Raw genomic sequence first — 20,102 nt, forward strand, 5'->3', positions numbered from 1 at the left:
ACCCTACGCTTGCTTCGGGGCCGGTTCAACCCTTTCAAACGATATCGTCGACCCCGCCTAAGCAGGGTTCAGGCTGAACGCGCAGAACAACGAAAATTAAACAAAAACAACCAGTTGCGTCATGACCCCCGATCATGACGCAGCACCGGCCCGGCATCAGGGCGCGATGATGACCTCCGCCGAGCGGGCCTTGGTCGCGGCGGCCTTCTTGCCGCTGACCTGCAGCCGGCTGGCACTGACACCGGCAGCCACGAGCGCATCGCGCAGCGCCTCGGCGCGCTGCTGCCCGACACCGGCCGCAGCGTCGTACGCCTCGATCCGGACCCGGCCCTTCTTGCCGATGTTCAGGTACTCGGCCAAGGCCTTGGCCTGGCCCTTGGCGCCGCCGGACAGGCTGCCCTTGCCGGCTGCGAAGGCGTCGCCATTGAAGGTGAATACTTCGCCACGGCTGTCGAATTTGGAGCCCGGCAGCTTGCTGCCTGCCACCAGCTCGGCTTCTTCGCGGGCCAGCTTGGCCGCGTTCTGCTGGGCCGCGCTCAGGCGGGCGGTCTGCTTGCCGGCCACGCTGGTCAGCGCGGTTTCGGCGTCCTGGCGGGCCAGGGCTTCCTGTTCGGCCGCCTGGCGCAGGCGTTCGCTTTCCTCGGCCTGGATCTGGGCCTGCACGCGCAGGCGCTCGGCTTCCTGGCGGGCCCGCTGGGCGTCGCGGCGGCTGGCTTCGATCAGCAGCTCGCTGCGGGTGCGTTCAAGCTGATCGACCTCACGCTGGGCCAGGGCGGCGCGGACGCTGGTTTCGGCGATCTCGACCCGGCGCTCGGCCAGGTAGCGGGCCTGGTCCAGATCCCGGCGCTTGGCCTTGGCCAGATCGGCCACGGCCTGCTGGGCCTGCAGGCGCTCGAAGGCGGCCAGCTGGGCCGCATCCGGATTGGCCTGGATCGCCATCAGGCGCTGGGTCAGCTGGGCCACGGCCGGGTCATCGGCGGCCTGGACCAGCACCGGCAGGCTCAGGCTGGCGGCCAGCAGCAGGCAGGGCAGGCGCATCTTGGTGGACATCATCAGCGGTCTTCCCCGGTGGCGAGCTGGCGCTGCAGCTGGCTGACTTCATTGCGGCGCAGCTGCAGCTGGGCGGTGGCGGTGGCTTCTTCGCTGCGGGCGCGGGCCAGGTCGGCATCGACGGTGGCGCGAACGGCCAGCATCGGCGCGTTCTTGCGCTCCCGGCGGTCGCCAGCGGCACGCTGGGCCTGCTCGAGCCCTTGGCGGGCCACGGCGATCAGGTCCGGGGCGTACTGGTCGGCATCGGCCTGGGTGGCCTTGTCGACCGCCTGCCGGGCCTGCATCAGTTCCAGGGCGCCATCCTGCGCTTGTGCGGCACCAGAGAGCGCGAATGCGCACACCGTCACATACAGGGCCCGTCGTATTTGTGCGAAGCTAGGTTTCATTGGGGGTGCCGTCGCCAGAAGTTGTGTGCACGGCCATTGTCGGAAGCCTGCGGTGCGCTTGCAATGGCAAGCCGCTGATTGTTGGGGAAACATTTCGCATGGATATCGGCTATTTCCTGAAGCTGATGACCGAAAAGAACGCGTCGGACATGTTCTTGACGACCGGAGCACCGGTATACATCAAGATCGAGGGGAAACTCTATCCGCTGGGCAATACCGGGCTGCCGCCCGGGATGGTCAAGAAGATCGCCTACTCGTTGATGGATGAAGGCCAGGCCCCGCAGTTCGAGCGCGAGCTCGAGCTCAACATGGCCATTGCCCTGCCCGATGCCGGGCGCTTCCGCGTCAACGTGTTCAAGCAGCGCGGCGAGGTCGGCATGGTGATCCGTGCGATCCGCAGCAAGATCCCCAGCATCGAAGAGCTCAACCTGCCGCAGGTGCTCAAGGACGTCATCATGACCCCGCGCGGGCTGGTGCTGGTGGTCGGCTCGACCGGCTCGGGCAAGTCCACCTCGCTGGCCTCGATGATCGACCACCGCAACAGCACAACGACCGGGCACATCCTCACCATCGAGGACCCGATCGAGTACCTGCACAAGCACAAGATGTCGATCGTGAACCAGCGCGAGGTCGGGCTGGACACACATACCTTCCACCACGCGCTGAAGAACGCGATGCGTGAAGCGCCCGATGTCATCCTGATCGGCGAAATCCTGGATGCGGAAACCATGGAAGCGGCGATCGCCTTCGCCGAAACCGGGCACCTGTGCCTGGCCACCCTGCACTCCAACAACGCCGACCAGACCATCGAGCGCATCCTCAACTTCTTCCCTGAGAGCGCGCACCGCAACGTGCTGATGAACCTCTCGCTGAACCTGCGCGCGGTGGTCTCCCAGCGCCTGGTCAAGGGCAAGGACGGGCGCCGCCTGCCGGCCACCGAGGTGCTGATCAACACCCCGATGATCCGCGACCTGCTGCGCCGCGGCCAGGTGCACGAGATCAAGGCGGCGATGGAAGCCTCGCTGGAAGAAGGCATGGAGAGCTTCGACCAGTGCCTGTTCCGGATGGCCAAGAACGGCATCATCGAGCAGGAGGAAGCGCTGCGCGCGGCCGACTCGCGCGATGGCCTGGCGCTGAAGTTCCGGCTGTCCGAGGGCGGCAACGAGCACGATCCGTACGCGGATTACTCAGCCAGCTCGGCACCGGCGATCACGCACGGGTTCTGACGGTGTAGGCCCCACCGTTGGTGGGGGCAATTGACACGGCGCATCGAGCAACGGTCGATGCCTGCCCCTCACCCTGCGTCGATCTGGTTCTCCGGCCGCGCCGCGTCGAATGCCGGCAACGCCAGGCACGCCACCTCGATCCGCTGCAGGGTCGGGTACGGCGCCAGCGCCAGGCCGAACCGGTGCGCGTTGTACAGCTGCGGCACCAGGCAGGCATCGGCCAGCCCGGGCTGCTCGCCATGGCAGAACGTCCCCGTCGCGGCATGGCCGGCCAGCAGCGTTTCCATCGCCGCCAGCCCCTCCGCCATCCAGTGCAGCGTCCATTGCGTGCGCGCCTCGGCGCTGGCCTGCAAGGTGCGCTCCAGGAACTGCATCACCCGCAGGTTGTTCAGCGGGTGGATGTCACAGGCCACCAGCTGGGCCAGCGCACGCACGCGCGCCCTGCCCTCGGCATCGCCGGGCAGCAACGGCGTGGCCGGAAACACCTCGTCCAGGTAGTCCAGGATCGCCATCGACTGCTGCAGCACCCGCTCGCCATGGCGCAGCGTCGGCACCAGTTCCTGCGGGTTGAGCGCGGCATAGGCCGCGCTGTGCTGCTCCCCGCCCTCGCGGACCAGGTGCACCGGGGTGATCCGGTGCGGCAGGCCCTTGAGGTTCAGCCCGATGCGCACGCGGTAGGCCGCGCTGGACCGCCAGTAACTGAAGAGTTCGATCGGTTCCATGACGGTCTCCGCCCCCGCGATCAGGGCTTGGCCGCCTGCTCGATGCGCTGCTCGATCGCACCGAAGATGCTCTCGCCGGCCGCGTCGAACATCTCGATCCGCACCACATCACCGAAGGACATGAACGGGGTGCTCGGCTTGCCGTCGCGCAGGGTTTCCACGGTGCGCTGTTCGGCGAAGCAGGAGGCGCCCTTGCTGGTGTCTTCGTTGGCGATGGTGCCCGAGCCGACGATCGCACCGGCGCCCAGCGGGCGGGTCCTGGCCGCATGCGCGACCAGCTGGGCGAAGTTGAACTGCATGTCCACGCCTGCTTCCGGCGCGCCGAACCAGGTGCCATTGATGTGCGTGACCAGCGGCAGGTGGACCTTGCTGTCCTGCCAGGCCTCGCCCAGCTCATCCGGGGTGACGAACACCGGCGACAGCGCCGAACGCGGCTTGGACTGCAGGAAGCCGAAGCCCTTGGCCAGCTCGCCCGGGATCAGGTTGCGCAGCGAGACATCGTTGACCAGGCCGATCAGCTGGATGTGGCCGGCCGCCTGCTCCGGGGTCACGGCCATCGGCACGTCGTCGGTGATCACCACCAGTTCGGCTTCCAGATCGATGCCGTAGTCCTCGCTGACCACCTTGACCGCATCGCGCGGGCCGTAAAAGCCAGCGCTGGTGGCCTGGTACATCAGCGGATCGGTGTAGAAGCTTTCCGGCACCTCGGCGCCACGGGCGCGGCGCACGCGGGCCACGTGCGGCAGGTAGGCGCTGCCGTCGACGAACTCATAGGAACGCGGCAGCGGGGCGGCCAGTGCCTGCAGGTCGATATCGAACACGCCGTCGGCGTCGCCGTCGTTCAGCGATTCATACAGGGCGTTCAGGCGCGGCGCCAGGTGACTCCAGTCTTCCAGTGCCTGCTGCAGGGTCACGGCGATGCCGGTGGCGCGCACGCCTTGGCGCAGATCGCGCGAGACCACGATCAGGGTGCCGTCGCGGCCGCCTTCCTTCAAAGAACCAAGCTTCATGGGTGGGTATCCGGGATCGCGAAAATAGGTTTCAAGTGTAATCAAATGCGCGGTCAATCCAAGTCGCACTGCGCCAGAACGACGATAGCTCATGCGAATGATGCTGACGGTGTCGCTTGCGAAGGCCGCCCGGCCAACGGCCGGTCGCTACGGATTGCTAGGGGTCCCGGGCAGATCCGGATACGTCCGCAGATCCTCCCAAGCTGAACAGGGGGGTTTGGTATGGGTCTCAAACATCCGTTAGACTATCCGGGTCTGCAGCGGCCGTCCGTTTCCCTTCGGGATCGCCGGCGATATGGATCAAACGATCCGTCGCCCGCCCCCACTCCGACGCCATTCGTCATGCATTCCAGTCTGCGCACCGCGTCGACTGCACCCAATTCTCGCAGCGCGGTTTACGGGAACGCTCCGAGTCAGCCGATCACATTGATCTGCCTCGCGTCCGGCCATTCGGCCTGGCGTTACTTTGTCTTTGGAGCTTCCACCCGATGTCTTTTGAATCCTTGGGCCTTGCCCCGTTCCTGCTGCGCGCGTTGGCCGAGCAGGGCTACGAAACCCCCACCCCGATCCAGGAGCAGGCCATCCCGCTCGCCCTGGAAGGCCGCGACCTGCTGGCCGGCGCACAGACCGGTACCGGCAAGACCGCCGCGTTCGGCCTGCCGCTGCTGCAGCACCTGGGCACCAACCCGCAGGCCGTCGATGGCCCGCGCCGCCCGCGTGCACTGGTGCTGACCCCGACCCGCGAGCTGGCCACCCAGGTGCATGACAGCCTGCGCGGCTACAGCAAGTACCTGCGGATCCCGAGCGCCTGCATCTACGGCGGCGTCGGCATGGGCAACCAGTTCGACGTGCTGCGCCGTGGCGTGGACCTGCTGGTCGCCTGCCCGGGCCGCCTGATCGATCACATCGAGCGTCGCAGCGTCGACCTCTCCGGCATCGAAATCCTGGTGCTGGACGAAGCCGACCGCATGCTCGACATGGGCTTCCTGCCGTCGATCAAGAAGATCCTCGCCAAGCTGCCGCGCCAGAACCGCCAGACCCTGCTGTTCTCGGCGACCTTCGAAGAGAGCATCAAGCAGCTGGCGCTGGAGTTCATGCGCAACCCGGAGCAGATCCAGGTCACGCCGAAGAACACCGTTGCCGAGAACATCAGCCACCGCGTGCACCCGGTCGATGGCCCGCGCAAGCGCGAGCTGCTGCTGCATCTTCTGGCCCAGGACAGCCGTGAGCAGACCCTGGTGTTCGGCCGTACCAAGCATGGCTGCGACAAGCTGGCCATGTTCCTGGACAAGTCCGGCATCAAGACCGCGGCGATCCACGGCAACAAGAGCCAGGGCCAGCGCCTGCGTGCGCTGGGTGACTTCAAGGCCGGCCGCGTGACCGTGCTGGTCGCCACCGACATCGCCGCGCGTGGCATCGACATCAACGAGCTGCCGAAGGTCATCAACTACGACCTGCCGATGGTGGCCGAGGATTACGTGCACCGCATCGGCCGTACCGGCCGTAACGGCTCGACCGGCCAGGCGATCTCGCTGGTGGCGCAGGACGAAGCCAAGCTGCTGCGCCAGATCGTGCGCCTGCTCGACAAGGACATGGACATCCGCGACGTGCCGGGCTTCGAGCCGCAGACCCCGATCCGCTGGGGCAACAGCGCGCCGGGCAAGGCCGAACTGCCGGGTGGCGATCGTTCGCCGCGCAAGCATGCACGTCGCCCGCACGCCGAGGCCCCGCGCCACGCCCATGCCGGCCCGAAGAAGGCCGGTGGCGGTCAGCGTGATGGCGCCGGCCGCGGTGCACCGCGCGGTGGCCAGCCGCAGGGCCAGCGTCGTGGCGGTGGCAATGCCGGCGGCGGTCGCAGCCAGGGCGGCGGTGGCGGTCGCGCCAGCTGATTCCCTCGGGCATCGCTGAAACGCAACAAGGGCGACGCATCTGCGTCGCCCTTTTTTTGTGTCTCTGCCTCAGAAGCTGTAGGCCACCGTGATGCGTGCATTGCGGCCCGGCTCGCTGTAGCGGCCGATGCCTTCATCGTTGACGTAGCCGTACAGCGTGTTGGTGCCCTTGTTGATGTTGCGTACGCGCTGCCATAGGTAGTATTCCTCGTTGGTCAGGTTGTAGAGGCCGGCACTGAGCTTCCACTGTGGGGTGACGTTCCAGGTGCCGTACAGATCCAGCACGGTGTAGCCGTCGGCCTTGTCGACGAAGGCTGGGGTGGTGACCCTGCCGGTGGTGGCATCGGTGGTGTAGGCATCCTTGGCCTTCTTGGCCACGGCACGGGTCACGCTGGCGGTGAGGTTCCACACCGGCGACGGTGCATAGCGCACGCCCAGCACGGCACTGGCCGGCACGATGCTCTCCAGCGGATCGCCGTTGCGCTTCTCGCCTTCGCTGTACGAGGCGGCCAGGCGCGAGGACCAGGCATCGCTGATCTGCCAGCGTCCTTCCAGTTCCACCCCCTTGACCGTCACTTCGCCCGCGTTGGTCGGCATCGTGTAGTTGCGCGAGTACAGCACCGGACCGGTCGCCGTCGTGCGGAAGCCACCCGGCACCGACTGCGCCAGGTTGGTGTACTCGATGAAGTTCTCGTAGCGGTCGCGGAACAGCGACAGGCCCAGCTGCGCCCGATCCGTGCTCCAGCGGTAGCCGAACTCGAGATTCAGGCTCTTCTCTGCGTCCAGGTCCGGATTGGACACGGTGTCGTTGAGCAGCAGCGGTTGGCCATTCTGCGCATTGATCACCTGGGTGGCGCTGGTCGGCGAATACATGTCCGCCACGGTCGGCGCACGGAAGCCGCGACCCACCTGCGCCCACAGCACGTGGTCGGGCAGGAAGCGATACTCGACGCCGGCCTGCCAGCTCGGCGCGGCGAAGCTCACATCGCGCACGGTGCCGGTGCGATCCACGAAGGTGGCGTCCACCTGCGGCGAATAGTCGTAGCGGTCATAGCGTGCGCCGGCACTGAGGGTGAGCCGTTCGTCCAGCAGCTGCACGCTGTCGCGCAGGTACAGGTTCCAGGCGGTCACATCGGTCTTGGGGACCTGGCGCGGATCGATCTCGACCGAGGCCACGGCGCCCGCCGCATTCCAGCGCGTATCAATCGCGGTGAAGTCGATGTCGCGCTGCTGCCAGGCCAGGCCGTAGACGACGTCATGGCGCGCGCCGGCGGTGGCGAACACCTTGCTGAAATCGGCCGCGGCACGATCCAGGGTCTGCTTGGTCGAGCGGTTCTCGCTGCGCAGGCACGGCGTGGCGCCGCCCGGGCAGCCGCTGCCGGCCACGATGGTGGTGATGCCACGGCTGTCGGTCACCTGGCGGTCCACCTGCGCATCCAGGGTATCGAACAGCGCGTTGTCGGCCCGCCACTGGTAGTTCACGCCGTAGCGGTCGCGATCGTTGGTGTCATGGCCTTTGCGCGACAGGTAACCCGGTGCATAGACGCGCGACAGGTTGTCCACGTCGTTGGTGGCGCGGCCACGCTCGTAGAGGAAGCCCAGCGTGTTGGCGTCGTCGAGCTGCAGGTCGAGCTTGCCGAGCAGGGTGTCGCGCGTGCTGTCGACCGGGTCCGGCGTGCGGCGGCCGACCCCGATGCGATCGTTCGTGGTGTCGTACCACGACTCGGATTCATGGCCTTCGCGACGGGTGTAGACCAGCATCGATTCGACGATGCCGGTGCGGTTGGCGAAGGTCAGCGTGCCCATGGTTTCGTCGTTGGCACCGGAGTACCCCGCCTTGAACCCGAGGTGGGTATCGTTGCCGCTCGCCTTGAGATAGTCAGCCGGGTCCTTGGTGGTGAACACCACCGCGCCCCCCAGTGCGCCGCTGCCGGCGCTGATCGAATCGGCACCCTTGATCACCGCCAGGCTCTTGAGCGTATCGATATCCACGTCGCCGCGGCCACCGCGGAAGAACTCGTAGGAGCGCGCGGTTTCCACCGATTCACCCAGGCTCAGGCCATCGACGGTGATCGCCACGCGGTCGCTTTCCAGGCCACGGATGTTGAAGCCGTTATCGCCGAAGCGGCCCATGTCCACGATGCTGACACCGGGGATGTAGCGGATCGCCTCTTCCATCGTGTTGGCCATCTCGTTGTCGAGATCGGCCGCGGTCAGCACGGTGACGTTCTGGTTGGCCGAGCGCGTTTTCCTGGCGCGCTCGGCCTGCACACGCACGGTATCCAGCGTGCTGGCATCGTTGAAGGTTTCAGCGTGCACGGTAACGGACAGGCTGGCGGCAACCGCCATGGCCAGCAGGGTGAGGGACGACGTCATGATCAGGCTCCGCAGGAGAGGTAGGGAATGGCGTGAGCGCCGCGGTTGGCGGCGGGCCGTTCCTGGCTGCGGCGATCGGTGGACCGAGCGGGGCTGGGAGGCGCAAGGACGCGCGGGGAATCGCGCGCCGGAATCATCGTTGGCTGATACGTGGGACGTTCACGGCACGTCCGGGCCGCTAGCGGTTGCCGTTGGCCGAGTGTGCGCCGGCAACCGGCTCGGGATCGCGTGCGTCGACGACGCCATCGCCGTTGCTGTCGGCACGATCAAACATGCGCTTGCCCGAGAGCTGGTACTCAGCGAACGTCATGCGGCCATCGGCGTCCTTGTCCAGCGAGGCGAAGCGCACGCGTGCCTGGCGCTCGGCATCGGCGCGCACGCGCTGGCGCTGCTGGTCCAGGCGGCCTTCGAATTCGGCGGTGTACTCAGCCAGCGACAGCGTGCCGTTGCCGTCGGTGTCGGTGGCGGCGAAGCTCGCTGCACGCACCGCGTCGAACTCCTCGCGATCCACCGCGCCATCCTTGTTGCGGTCGTAGAGTTCCAGCATGCCGTTGGCGGTATGCGAGGTCGGCATCTTCAGCGGATCGCGCGAAGACGCCGCGGCGGTCTCCTGCGTGGCGTTCTGCGACGTCTCGTAGCCGGCCCAGGTACGTTCGCCGGCGGCATCGTACTCGGCTCGGCTGACCGCGCCGTTCTTGTCGCGGTCCAACGCCTTGAAGCGGGTGTCGGTCTGGCGCAGATGGCCGGCGCGTGCGTCGGCCAGACGCACGTCGAAGCGCTGCAGGTACTCGTCGACGTATTCCTGTTCGTCGACATGGCCGTCGTGGTTGCGGTCGGTCTCGGCATAACGCTGTTTACGGAAGGCCTCGAACTGGGCCCAGCTGACGCTGTCGGTCCCATCGGTGGCGAACTGCGTGAGGAAAGCGGTGGCGGTCGGCGAGGCGGTGGCGGTCTTGCTGGCCGGCTGCGCGAGGACGGCCGGGGCCAACACCAGTGCCATCAGGGCAGCGGTGAGCGGAACGATCTTCATGGTGGTTCCCCTGGAGGGACGGCTGCGGGTCGAGCCGGCGGGCGCCATCCTATGCGTATTGCGAATGATTCGCAATACGGAAATTTCACATGGGGTGTGATGGGTGTCTGACAAACGGAAACAGCCGACGTTGGTCGGCTGTTGTTTGGGGTTGGAAGCCCCGCCATCAGGTGAGTGTGGCGGAGCGGCGCGGCGCGGTGGGAACGGTCCGGAGCCGGCCGGCGGCCGGCACTACCGGTACCCGGGGTGTCAGCCGCGCGGCTTGGTCGGGTTGAGCTGGTTGCCGAAGAAGATCGCGTTCAACAGCAGGCGCTCGGTGCCGTGCCAGTACTTGCGGTGCGCCGGATCATCGGCGAACAGCACCACATTGCCCTGCCCCTGCGGCGACACCACCAGCCACGCGGCACCGGCGACGCGGCTGCGGTTGCGCTCGGAGAGGTAACCGTTGACCTTGGGCGCCTCGTCGATGCGCACCACGGTGGAGAAGGGGTTGCGGCTGGGCTGGAAGCTCAGGCCGTTTTCCTTGTTCACCGCCAGCTGCCGACGCGGTACGCCGAAGCCCAGCGGATGCGTGTTGTCCACGTCCGCGCTGAGGATGTTGCCGCTCACCCGTTCGATCGCCGCGATGTCGCGCTGATCGCCGAACGCACGTCGGGCGGCTTCCGGTTCCTTCTCCTCCGGCCCCAGCACTTCGTCGCTGAGCTTCTGCTCGATCGCCCAGCGCGCGGCCGTGCCGTAGGTGATCAGCGAGCCACCGGCGTTGATCCAGCGCTTGAGCGCCGCCACGGCGGTGGCGTCCACGCCGGCATAGGTACCGCCGGCCAGGACAATCGTGGTGTAGCGGTCCAGCGTGATCTTGCCCAGTTGCGCCGGGTCGATCTTGCTGGCCGGCAACTGCACGTGCTGATCAAGCAGGAACCACGCCGAGCCGATCTCGGTGGCACTGACGCCCTCGCCCATCACCAGCGCCACCGCCGGTTTGCGCAGCGCCTTGACGCTGTCACTGCCCAAGTCGATGCCACCACGGCTCTGCCCGCTGGACAGCGCCTGGATGTGCACGCCACTGCTGCGTGCCACCGCATCGACCGCGGCAAGCAGCTCGGCACCGGCCAGCGGCTGTCCGGCGACCGGCACCACCACGCTGCCATAGCCGAATGACTGCTCGCCCTGGGCGGTGGCTGCGGTGAACGGCTGGAAAGCCGCTCGGGTCAATACACCCTTGGCCTGGAGCGCATACAGCGCGCGGCTGGCGTTGTAATCGCGCCAATCGAACACGTAGGCGTAGCCCGCTTGACCGCCGACCACGCCACCGTTGGCGGCCGGCACGCTGGCCACGCGCTCGCCACCGGCAATCCGGCTGCGGCTCGCGGCAAAGGCGATGCCGTAGGCCGGCGCGATCGCGTAGGAGGTGCTGCCGTAGAACACATCGCCCTTGATCGGTGGGGTGTCGGCGAAGATCGAATGCACGAGGCGGAACTGCGGCTGCGCGGCCTGGATGACGTACGCGCTGCCCGGCTCGAAGCGCAGCCCGTCCACGCTGACCGGGGCGGTCAGCGCCTGCACCGTGATCTGGTGCTGCAGCAGCAGATCCAGCAGCCGCTGGGTCAAGCCCGGGTCGGCGGCATCACCAAACACGAAGGATTTCACCGGCTGCTGGTTGGCCTGCTTCAGTGCGGACTGGAAGAACTCCTTCTGCAGCTTCAGCAGCCCGTCGCGCTCGGTCACTGCGCCACGCACCGTGCCCAGTCCGGTGGCGACCTGATTGCGGATGGTGAAGCCGAAGGTCAGCAGACCATTGACCGATTCCTGCACGCGGCCGCGGGAACTGGCCTGCTCCACGGTCACGCCGACCGCACCGTGGAAGTCCGGGTAGGTCGAGCCGTACACCGGCGAGAAGTTGTCGAAGTTCTCCCCGGTGTAATACAGCGAGCCCAGTGCATCCAGCGACTGGGCGTGGTATTTGGCCAGGGTCTTGTTGAAGTCATACGATGCCGCCGGAATCAGCGGGCTGTGCATGCTCGCCGGCGACGGCTCGAAGTAGTAGGTGCTGTCCTTGCCCATCTCGTGGAAATCGATCTGGACGTTGGGGTACCACTGGTGGAAATAGGCGATCTTCGGCCGCGTGTCCTGCTGGGTCAGCGCCAGCCAGTCGCGGTTGAGATCGGTGAAGTAGTGATTGGTGCGGCCCTGCGGGAACGGTTCGACATGTTCCTTGTCGGCCGGATCGGCCGAGGCAGGCGAGGATGCATAGGCGTTGTGCCAGCTCGCCGCGCGGTCGCGCCCATCCGGGTTCTGCGCCGGATCGAACAGCACCACCGCCTGCTGCAGCCACTGCGCGGTCTCCGCGCTGCGGCTGGCGACCAGGTAGTAGGCGGTGAGCATCGCCGCTTCACCGCTGGAGGTTTCATTGCCGTGCACGCTGTACCCCAGCCACACCACCACCGGGCTGCTGCCGGCGGCCGAGAGCGGCTGCGCCGGATCGGCCAGGGTGACGTGCTGGCGGCGCAGCGCGTCCAGGTTCTGGAGATTCTGCGCCGAGGTCACCGTGGCAATCAGCAGCGGGCGGCCCTCGTAGCTGCGGCCGATTTCTTCGACCTTGATCTTGTCCGAGTGTTTGGCCAGTTCGTTGAAGTAGGCCACCAGCTGGTCGTGCCGCGTATAGCGGCTGCCGATCTCATAGCCGAGGAACTGCTGGGGCGTGGGCACGGCGGGATCAAAATCACCACTGCCCGGAAAGAAGTACGCGCTCTGCGCGGAGACAGGCGCAGCGAACACAGACAGCACCAGCGCCACCCAGGCGATGGGAGAGAACAGACGACGTTGCAAAGACACAGCGATTCCCCGAAAGACGGGCCGGTTCCTTCCGGCCCTGTGGCTACGCACGCTCCGGTGCAGTGGATGAGGTCAGAAGCGGTAGTCGAAGCCGACCGTGAAGTAGCGACCACGCAGGTCGTACTGACTGAAGTCGTACGGCGCGCGGATGCCCGGGAACGAGGCGTCGTACGGCGGTTCCTCATCGGCCAGGTTCTGGATCTTCGCGTACACGGTCAGCTTGTCGATACCGGTGTAGCCCAGGTACAGATCGAACTGGTTGTACGCATCCACCCGATCCTGCACGGCCGTGGCCGCGGCGCTGGCCTTCTGGTCGTACCCGCTGGTGTAGTACCAGGTCAGCGCGGTGCGGAAGTCGCCATAGCTCCAGTCGAAGGTGGTGGTGGCCTTGTTTTTGGGCAGGGTGGCACCGAGGTTGCTGCCGGCGTAATCCACCAGCGGACCACCGACCACGGTGGGGCGGCTGTAGTCGCGCACGTGGGTGAAGGCGGTGCTCAGGCCGAAGTCGCCGGCCTGCGTGGTCGGGAAGCGCTGGCGCAGTTCGACATCAAAGCCGGAGGTCTTCAGCTCGCTGAGGTTCTGGTAGCGGTTGAACACCGCCAGCAGCTTGCCGCGCTCATCGCGGCTGACCGCACCCGGCACGTTGTCGGTGACCAGCGTCTGGGTGTTGTTGGTGCCCACCAGGTTTTCCAGCTCGATGCGGTAGTAATCCACGCTCAGGCTGGTGTTGGACCACGGCGAGAGCACGATGCCGGCATTGAAGCTCTTGGTGCGCTCGGGCTTGAGATCGTTGTTGCCGACGGTGAAGAAGGTCGGGTTCTGCCGCGAGCCCGGTACGTCCGGGTCGCGCGGATCGATCACGCTGCCGTAGGCGATGCTGGTGCTGTTGGAGTTCTCCGACAGTGACGGCGCGCGGAAGCCCTTGGAGGCGGCGGCACGCACCAGCAGGATGTCCCACGGCTGCCAGCGCAGGCTCAGCTTGGGCGAGAACGCATCGCCGAAATCGCTGTAGTGATCGGCACGCGCCGCGGCCTGCAGTTCGAGGCGGTCTGCCAGCGGCACGTTCACTTCGGCATAGGCCGCGGTGACCTTGCGCTCACCGTGCACCTCGGCGATCGCCGGGCGGATCTGCAGGCCCGCGTCGATCTGCCAGGGGTTGTTGGAATCGAGCTTCTCGCGGCGCCATTCGGCACCGGCGGCGAACCCGATCTCGCCGGCCCAGGTATGGCCGATCGCACCGGAGATCTTGGCATCCACGCCCTGCAGCACCGACTCGGCCGGGCGCAGCGTGCTGATGTTGATCGCGTTGAGCACGTCCTGCGAGGTTGCCGACGGATTGAGCAGGTTGTAGCTGCCGGTGGCGAGCGCATCGGCCAGCGCATAGCGGTTGGCGAAGCCGCCGGAGACGGTCTCGCGCTCACTGCTGCGGGCGCCGAACGCACCCACTTCCCAATCCCAGTTCTGCAGGCTGCCGCGCAGCCCGACCAGGCCGCGGTAGGCCTGCGAGCGGTTGGTCTTGATGGTCGCGCCGAGGTTGAAGAAGGTGTACTCGATCGGCACCGCGCGGCCATACGGGTTGTACGGGCTGCTGGCGGGCAGGTTGGACGACACCGGCTCGGCCAGCCCGGTATCGGCGTTGAGCGCGAAGCGGCCGCTTTCCAGGGTGAAGAACGGGCTGCTGCCGAACCAGGAGACGCCCTTGATGTCGCTGTAGAGCACTTCGCCGAACGCTTCGACGTTGTCGTTCACCCGGAAGGTGCCGTTGACGTAGGCCTGGTAGCGCTTGGTCGAGGGGATCAGCGTGGTGTAAGGCGCCTGGTTGAAGCCGCAGGTGTTGCCGGCCAGGCCGTCGATCGGTGCGCTGGCGACCAGGGTGGTGCCGTCCGGGCAGTTGCCGCTGGCATCGAGCATCGGTACCGACGTGCCATTGACCAGATAGCGTGCGCCCTTGGCCGACCAGCCGTTCCAGCGGCCGCCGGGCTTGTCGGTGTAGATGCCGGACTTGGTCAGGTCGCGCTGGTCCTGGTCCAGGCGCTCGCGGTTGTAGCCTTCCAGGCTGACCAGGATGTTGTAGCCGTCCGTGTCCAGATCACCGATGCCGCCGATGAACTTCAGGTTCTGCTCGTCCAGCCCGCCCTGATCGGCGGTGCCCAGGCTGCCACCGAGTTCGGCACCTTCGAAATTCTGCCGGGTGATGATGTTGACCACGCCGGCCACGGCATCCGAACCGTACACGGCCGAGGCGCCGTCCTTGAGCACTTCGATGCGCTCCACGGCAACCAGCGGCAGCGCGTTGAGGTTGACGAAGGTGTCCGACAGGCCGCCGGCCGGGAACCCGTAGTTGGCCAGGCGGCGGCCATTGAGCAGCACCAGCGTGTTCTTCTGCGACAGGCCGCGCAGGCCGATGCCGGCCGAACCGGAGGCCCACCCGTTGTTGGTGGTTTCGTTGGCGGCGTTGCCGGTGTTGGCCGAGATCGAGCGCAGCAGGTCGGCGACGGTGGCCTTGCCGGTCTCCTCCAGCTGCTGGCGCTCGATCACCTGCACCGGGTTGGCCGACTCGGTATCCGTGCGCTTGATGTTGGACCCGGTGACCCGCACGGCGGCGAGGGTCTTGCTGTCGCCGGCGGCGGCGGCATCGGGGGCGGCGTCGGCGAACGCGGTCAAAGGCGTTGCCAGAGCGACGGACAACGCCGCTACAAGAAGAGTGTGCTTGGGCATGAACTTCAGTGGGGTGGTGGACGACAAGTTCCGCAGTAGTCCATGCCTGGCTGAACCACGGCCAATAACATCTCTTCATACGGATATAAGAGAAACTAACATCTCTTCATCCGGATGGAAATGTTTTCGTTAGCAACAATTAACGCCCGACCCCTGCTGGAGCCCCAGCCCACCGCTACAATGCGGCCATGGAAATCTTCAAAGTCTTTACCCTCGAGGCCGCTCACCACCTCCCCAACGTCCCGGTGGGCCATAAGTGCGCGCGCCTGCACGGCCACTCCTTCCGGGTGGAACTCAAAGTGGAAGGCGAGCCCGGCGAGCAGACCGGCTGGATCATGGACTTCGGCGACGTCAAAGCTGCCTTCCAGCCGATCTACGACCGTCTGGACCACCACTACCTCAACGACATCCCCGGCCTGGAAAACCCGACCAGCGAGCGCCTGGCGATGTGGATCTGGGACGAACTCAAGCCGGCCCTGCCCGAGCTGAGCGAAGTCACCGTGCACGAGACCTGCACCTCCGGCTGCCGCTACCGCGGCTGATCCGATGGCACGCGGGCATCATACGGCGCGGTAGTGCCGGCCCCTGGCCGGCTCCGGGCCATAAGCTACCGCCCGAAACACTGCGCAACCCATTGATATGTAAAACATTCGACTGAATCCGCACGACAACGGTCAACGGAATGTTGCAATGCAATATTTTCGGCGTATGCTGCATTGCATCAACGTTCTCGAGCCGTCCTGACCATGGCGTCCGCGTTCACCGATTCCTTCAGCGACTACACCCGCCAGTTGGCCGCCACGGCCACGCGTGCCAACCGGCTCGCACTGGAGAATGCCGAGAGCATGTTCGGGGTGCAGTTGAAGACGCTGGAAAAGAACATCACCGCCACCAGCGGGTTCTTCGGTGAAATGGTGCAGTCACAGGATGCTGGCACGCTGCAGTCGCTGCTGCCCAAAGGCGCGCAACTGGCACGTGACAACCTCGCCCGTTGGACCAGCGCCAGCCAGGAAGTGGCCGGCCTGGGGCTGAAGGCCTCCGAAGCCTTCGGCGAACTCGCCCGGCAGCCGTTCGCGGCCGCCACGCCCAGCGCAGGCAAGACCCGCGGCTGAGCCGGACAACATCGAATTTGCGTGGGTCCCTCCCCCCACGCAATCCCAGACCCGACAGAACCCTCCCTCTGTCGGGTCTTTTTTTTGGCCGGCGATCAGGCCTCGGCGATGGCGCGCCGATGGCGCTCCAGCCACGCCTGGAACATCAGGATCGGCCACAGGTGGGTGTGCCACTTGCGCCGCCCCTCACGGAATTCGGCCCAGATACGCCCGACCACGGCCGCATCGAAGTACCCCTCCCGGCGCAGGCGTTCCTCGTCGAGCAGCGCGTCGGCCCACGGAAGCAGTGGGCCGGCCAGCCAGGCCGCCACGGGGGGACCGAAGCCCATTTTCGGACGGTGGACCAGGTGCTCCGGCAGATGCCGGCACAACAGCCGCTTGAGGATGCGCTTGTGCTCGCCACCGGCGTATTTGAGCGGGCTGGGGAGCGACCAGGCAAAGCGTGCGACGGCGGCATCGAGTAGTGGAGAGCGCGTGTCCAGCCCATGCGCGGCACCGGCACGATCGATCTTGGTCATGATCCCGTTGCCGAGATCCATCATGAAATCCAGGTACTGGACGCGGTCGGCCGGATCGCCCGCAGGGAGCCAGCGCTGGCAGTCGGTAAAGAGCGTAAGAGGTTCACTTGCATGCAGCACGGCGCGGGAGGGATCGCGCCAACGCGATACGCGCAGCAGGTAATGTGCTTCCAGACTGTCTGCCTGCAGCTCCGAGCGCAGCGCGGGCCATCCACCCAGCCGGGCACGCTCGCCGTCACGCTGCGGCCATTGCTGCAGCATCCGCCGCAAGGGCGCAGGCATGCGCGCCGTCCAGGCCGCATTACGCAGGGCCCGCTGATAGGCCCCATGGCCATGGAAGAGTTCATCGCCCCCATCGCCGGTGAACACGCTGCTGTGGTCTTTGGCGACCAGCGCGCACGCGAGCAGCGTCGGCATCTGGGAGGCATCGGCAAAGGGCTCACACCAGACGTCCGGCAGGGACGCCACCAGCGCCGCAGCCTCGTTCCAACGCAGGATGTGCCGGGTATGCCGCGTCCTCAGGCGTCCAGCAACTTGATCCGCCCAGTCCGATTCGTCATGACGCGGATCATCGAAGCCGACCGTGAAGGTTTCCACCGGCAGCGTGGATTGGGACTGCAGCACGGCGGTCACCAGCGATGAATCGGTCCCGCCGGAAAGAAATGCGGCCGCCGGAGCGCCGTGAGGCCTGCATCGCGAGACAGCCTGGTGCAGGAGCAGCTCCAGTTTTCCCGTCGCATCGTCGAAACTCAGTGTTGAGTAGGCCCGCTCGTCGATCGCGGCGCACATGTCCTCTCGGGCATCCCAGTAGCGGCGACCTCCTGCGTGATCGACATGCGCAGTTGCGCCGGCTTCGCGCGCGGCCAGGTTGAGACGGACCACGCAGCCCGCTGAAACCTTGAAAATGCCCTGTTGAATGCTGTGCGGGGCGGGGATGTAGCCATAGCGAAGCAACAGGGTGAGTGCATCGCGGCTGATGGGCGCCTGAAAGCCGGGATAGCCGTGCAGCGATGTAACACTGGAGCCGAACAACACGTCGCCATGGCACCACCCGTAATAGAGCGGACGGGCCCCCACCCGGTCGCGGGCCAGCCAGAGCACCTTGTCCTGGCAGTCCCATACCGCCAGCGCAAGCGTGCCATCGCAATCGTGCAGCGTACGCTGCACCCCGCGCGCCGCGATGGACAGCAACAGCAGGGTCGCATCATCCGCACCTGGATGGACGCTCGTGGCGTACTCGCGCTCAAGGGCGGTGCGCACGTTCAACCTGCCATCCATGCACAGCACGTAGCGCCCGCACCGGGACCTGCGGGGCGAGCCATGCCGCGCCGGGCCGGCGTGCAACTGGGCCAGTGCCACGCCGTCATCCTCTTCACACCAGGGCGCAGGTGGCACGCTGTCACGATGGCGTGGTGTCACACTCATGGCTTGCACGTGCTGCGACAGTTCCGCTGCGCACCGTCCAGGACGCAGGACCGCGCCACAGATACCACTCATGGGTCTTTCTCCTACCGGGATGTGAGCGCGCGGCACTGCACCCGCTCACTTTGGGAAGCCGCCACCGATCCGCACGGATCGGCGGCGGTCGCTCGAATCAGAAGCGGTAGGACATACCCACGTTCCAGGTGTTCAGGCGCATTTTTTCGTCCCCCGAGGCCTGCGTCACCTTCTTGTTGACCGACTGTGGAATGCTGTACTCCGCGCGCACGGCAAGTGCCTCGGTCAGGTACACGTTGGCACCGACGCTGGGCGTGACGCCGAACTTGCTCTGGCGGATTCGCTTGGTATCCCCCACCGCGTTCTTGGGCGGGGCCAAGCTCTGCTGGCGACTGCCGACCGCTGCCTTGCCGAACACTTCGACACGGTCGCCAATCGGCAGCAATGCAAGCCCGCCGACATTGAGCGAGCGGTTCGTCAGTCGCGACACGTCCTTGCTGCGGCTGTTCTTGAGTGTGTTCTCGAACGAAGCTTCTGCGGCCAGGAATGGCCCGAAGCGATATCCGGCGCCGCTGGCGTAGCTGGTCCCCGAATCGCTCTGCTTGCGCTTTTCACCGGGAATCACGTCTGCTGCAGGGGTCTTCGACTTGACGTGCGTCTTGCCGAGACCACCGTAAACATAGGCACCTTCGCGATCAGGGGAAGAAGCGTGGGCGGTGGTGGCGACCAGGGCGAGCGACAGGGCAATGAGGGAACGCTTGATGTACATGGGTGACTCCGTGGTTGGGAGTACACAGCGTGGGTCCCTGCCGGCCACATGTCAGTGGCGTGCGCGTGTGCCTGTCGAAACCGTTGTCGACTGTGTGTAACCGCGCGTGACAACGTGCAGAATGCGACACTGCAGCAGTGTCCGTCCCGGATCCATCGCCGCACCACTGAAGCTGCTGTATACGCCACGGGCAGTCGTTGTCTGCACCAATTGACGTCCTTTGTTTCAGCGTGGCGGCACCACGGCTCACGAACGGCCCACCGCATTGCGTGTGACGGGCGATGCCTTGCCGTACTGCTTTACGATCGCGTCAGGTCAGGCAGGCGATGCAGCGATGGTCGATATCGTACTGGTGGAGGATGACGAGCGTCTGGGCAGGCTGGTGAGCGGCTATCTGGCCAGACACGGCTATGACGTACTGCATGAACTCACTGGCGAGCGTGCCGTGGAGCGGATTCCTGCGCTGGATCCGGCCGTGGTGCTGCTCGACGTGACCCTGCCGGGCATCGATGGCTTTGCGGTGTGCGCAGCGCTGCGTCCCCGCTATCCCGGCGTGATATGCATGCTGAGCGCCCGTACCGATGATATCGATCAGGTCCTGGGGCTTGAGCTGGGTGCCGACGATTACATCGGCAAGCCGATCGAGCCGCGCGTGCTGCTGGCACGTATCCGTGCGCATCTGCGTCGCGACAGCGGCCAACGACAGACCCGCCCGACACTGTGCTTCGGGCAACTGCGCATCGAGCGCGATATCCGCGAGGTGACCCTGCAGTCCAAACGCATCGAATTGACGACGGCCGAATTCGATCTCCTGCTGTGCCTGGCCGAGAGCGCCGGAACGATACTCAGCCGGGACGATCTGTTGCGCGACCTGCGCGGCATCGGATTTGACGGACTGGATCGCTCGATCGATGCCCGCATCTCACGGCTGCGCCGCAAGCTCGGCGACCTTGGCGAGGTGCCGGATCGCATCAAAACGATCCGCAGCAAGGGCTATCTGTTCAACCGGGCCGGGTGGGACTGACCC

At 66.2% G+C, this 20,102-nt stretch carries 15 protein-coding genes; 5 read left to right on the plus strand and 10 right to left on the minus strand.

All coding sequences use genetic code 11. The features are described from left to right. Positions 1–156 precede the first annotated feature (156 nt). The gene (locus tag QMX81_RS04870) at positions 157–1,038 is read right to left on the minus strand and encodes a hypothetical protein (RefSeq protein ID WP_282259245.1); all 882 of its coding nucleotides are present in this window, start codon (positions 1,036–1,038) and stop codon (positions 157–159) included. Positions 1,039–1,052: 14 nt separating this feature from the next. Beyond that, entirely contained in the window at positions 1,053–1,436 is a 384-nt protein-coding gene (locus tag QMX81_RS04875; protein WP_183073797.1) for a DUF4398 domain-containing protein, read from the minus strand. Between the two features lie 98 nt (positions 1,437–1,534). Between QMX81_RS04875 and QMX81_RS04880 the strand changes: the two genes are divergently transcribed. Then, a complete protein-coding gene (locus tag QMX81_RS04880; protein WP_121042525.1) occupies positions 1,535–2,662 on the plus strand; it encodes a PilT/PilU family type 4a pilus ATPase in 1,128 nt (375 codons plus the stop codon). A 68-nt stretch (positions 2,663–2,730) separates the two neighbouring features. Here the strand turns inward: QMX81_RS04880 and maiA are convergent, their stop codons facing one another. Next, on the minus strand, positions 2,731–3,384 hold the full coding sequence (gene maiA / locus QMX81_RS04885) for a maleylacetoacetate isomerase (RefSeq protein WP_282259203.1): 654 nt from the start codon (positions 3,382–3,384) through the stop codon (positions 2,731–2,733). Between the two features lie 20 nt (positions 3,385–3,404). After that, entirely contained in the window at positions 3,405–4,394 is a 990-nt protein-coding gene (locus QMX81_RS04890) for a fumarylacetoacetate hydrolase family protein (RefSeq protein ID WP_121042521.1), read from the minus strand. Positions 4,395–4,882: 488 nt separating this feature from the next. On the opposite strand from QMX81_RS04890, the gene QMX81_RS04895 reads away from it, so the two are divergent. Further along, a complete protein-coding gene (locus QMX81_RS04895) occupies positions 4,883–6,283 on the plus strand; it encodes a DEAD/DEAH box helicase (protein WP_121042519.1) in 1,401 nt (466 codons plus the stop codon). A 69-nt stretch (positions 6,284–6,352) separates the two neighbouring features. Here the strand turns inward: QMX81_RS04895 and QMX81_RS04900 are convergent, their stop codons facing one another. The 4 genes from QMX81_RS04900 to QMX81_RS04915 form a co-directional block, all read right to left on the minus strand. Continuing rightward, a complete protein-coding gene (locus QMX81_RS04900) occupies positions 6,353–8,659 on the minus strand; it encodes a TonB-dependent hemoglobin/transferrin/lactoferrin family receptor (RefSeq protein ID WP_282259207.1) in 2,307 nt (768 codons plus the stop codon). Between the two features lie 178 nt (positions 8,660–8,837). Then, entirely contained in the window at positions 8,838–9,689 is an 852-nt protein-coding gene (locus QMX81_RS04905; protein ID WP_282259209.1) for an EF-hand domain-containing protein, read from the minus strand. A 249-nt stretch (positions 9,690–9,938) separates the two neighbouring features. Then, positions 9,939–12,503: a M14 family zinc carboxypeptidase gene (locus tag QMX81_RS04910; protein ID WP_282259247.1), complete on the minus strand. Its 2,565-nt coding sequence runs from the start codon at positions 12,501–12,503 to the stop codon at positions 9,939–9,941. A gap of 90 nt (positions 12,504–12,593) precedes the next feature. Then, positions 12,594–15,239 (minus strand): TonB-dependent receptor, encoded by a 2,646-nt coding sequence (locus QMX81_RS04915; RefSeq protein WP_152153115.1) that lies wholly within the window; start codon positions 15,237–15,239, stop codon positions 12,594–12,596. Between the two features lie 188 nt (positions 15,240–15,427). Here QMX81_RS04915 and queD point away from each other — a divergent pair, with 188 nt between their 5' ends. Then, positions 15,428–15,781, plus strand: coding sequence for a 6-carboxytetrahydropterin synthase QueD (gene queD / locus QMX81_RS04920; RefSeq protein ID WP_152153074.1), 354 nt, complete (start codon positions 15,428–15,430; stop codon positions 15,779–15,781). A gap of 204 nt (positions 15,782–15,985) precedes the next feature. Next, on the plus strand, positions 15,986–16,351 hold the full coding sequence (locus tag QMX81_RS04925) for a phasin family protein (RefSeq protein ID WP_121042509.1): 366 nt from the start codon (positions 15,986–15,988) through the stop codon (positions 16,349–16,351). 95 nt (positions 16,352–16,446) lie between these two features. On the opposite strand, the gene QMX81_RS04930 is transcribed toward QMX81_RS04925, so the two are convergent. Beyond that, positions 16,447–18,366, minus strand: a complete 1,920-nt coding sequence (locus tag QMX81_RS04930; RefSeq protein ID WP_282259217.1) for an asparagine synthase-related protein — start codon at positions 18,364–18,366, stop codon at positions 16,447–16,449. Between the two features lie 97 nt (positions 18,367–18,463). After that, the gene (locus QMX81_RS04935; RefSeq protein ID WP_282259219.1) at positions 18,464–19,075 is read right to left on the minus strand and encodes a porin family protein; all 612 of its coding nucleotides are present in this window, start codon (positions 19,073–19,075) and stop codon (positions 18,464–18,466) included. A 334-nt stretch (positions 19,076–19,409) separates the two neighbouring features. On the opposite strand from QMX81_RS04935, the gene QMX81_RS04940 reads away from it, so the two are divergent. After that, on the plus strand, positions 19,410–20,099 hold the full coding sequence (locus tag QMX81_RS04940) for a winged helix-turn-helix domain-containing protein (RefSeq protein ID WP_121042503.1): 690 nt from the start codon (positions 19,410–19,412) through the stop codon (positions 20,097–20,099). The last annotated feature ends 3 nt before the right edge of the window (positions 20,100–20,102 follow it).

Source organism: Stenotrophomonas sp. PS02301, from assembly GCF_029959485.1.
GTDB lineage: Bacteria > Pseudomonadota > Gammaproteobacteria > Xanthomonadales > Xanthomonadaceae > Stenotrophomonas > Stenotrophomonas maltophilia_Z.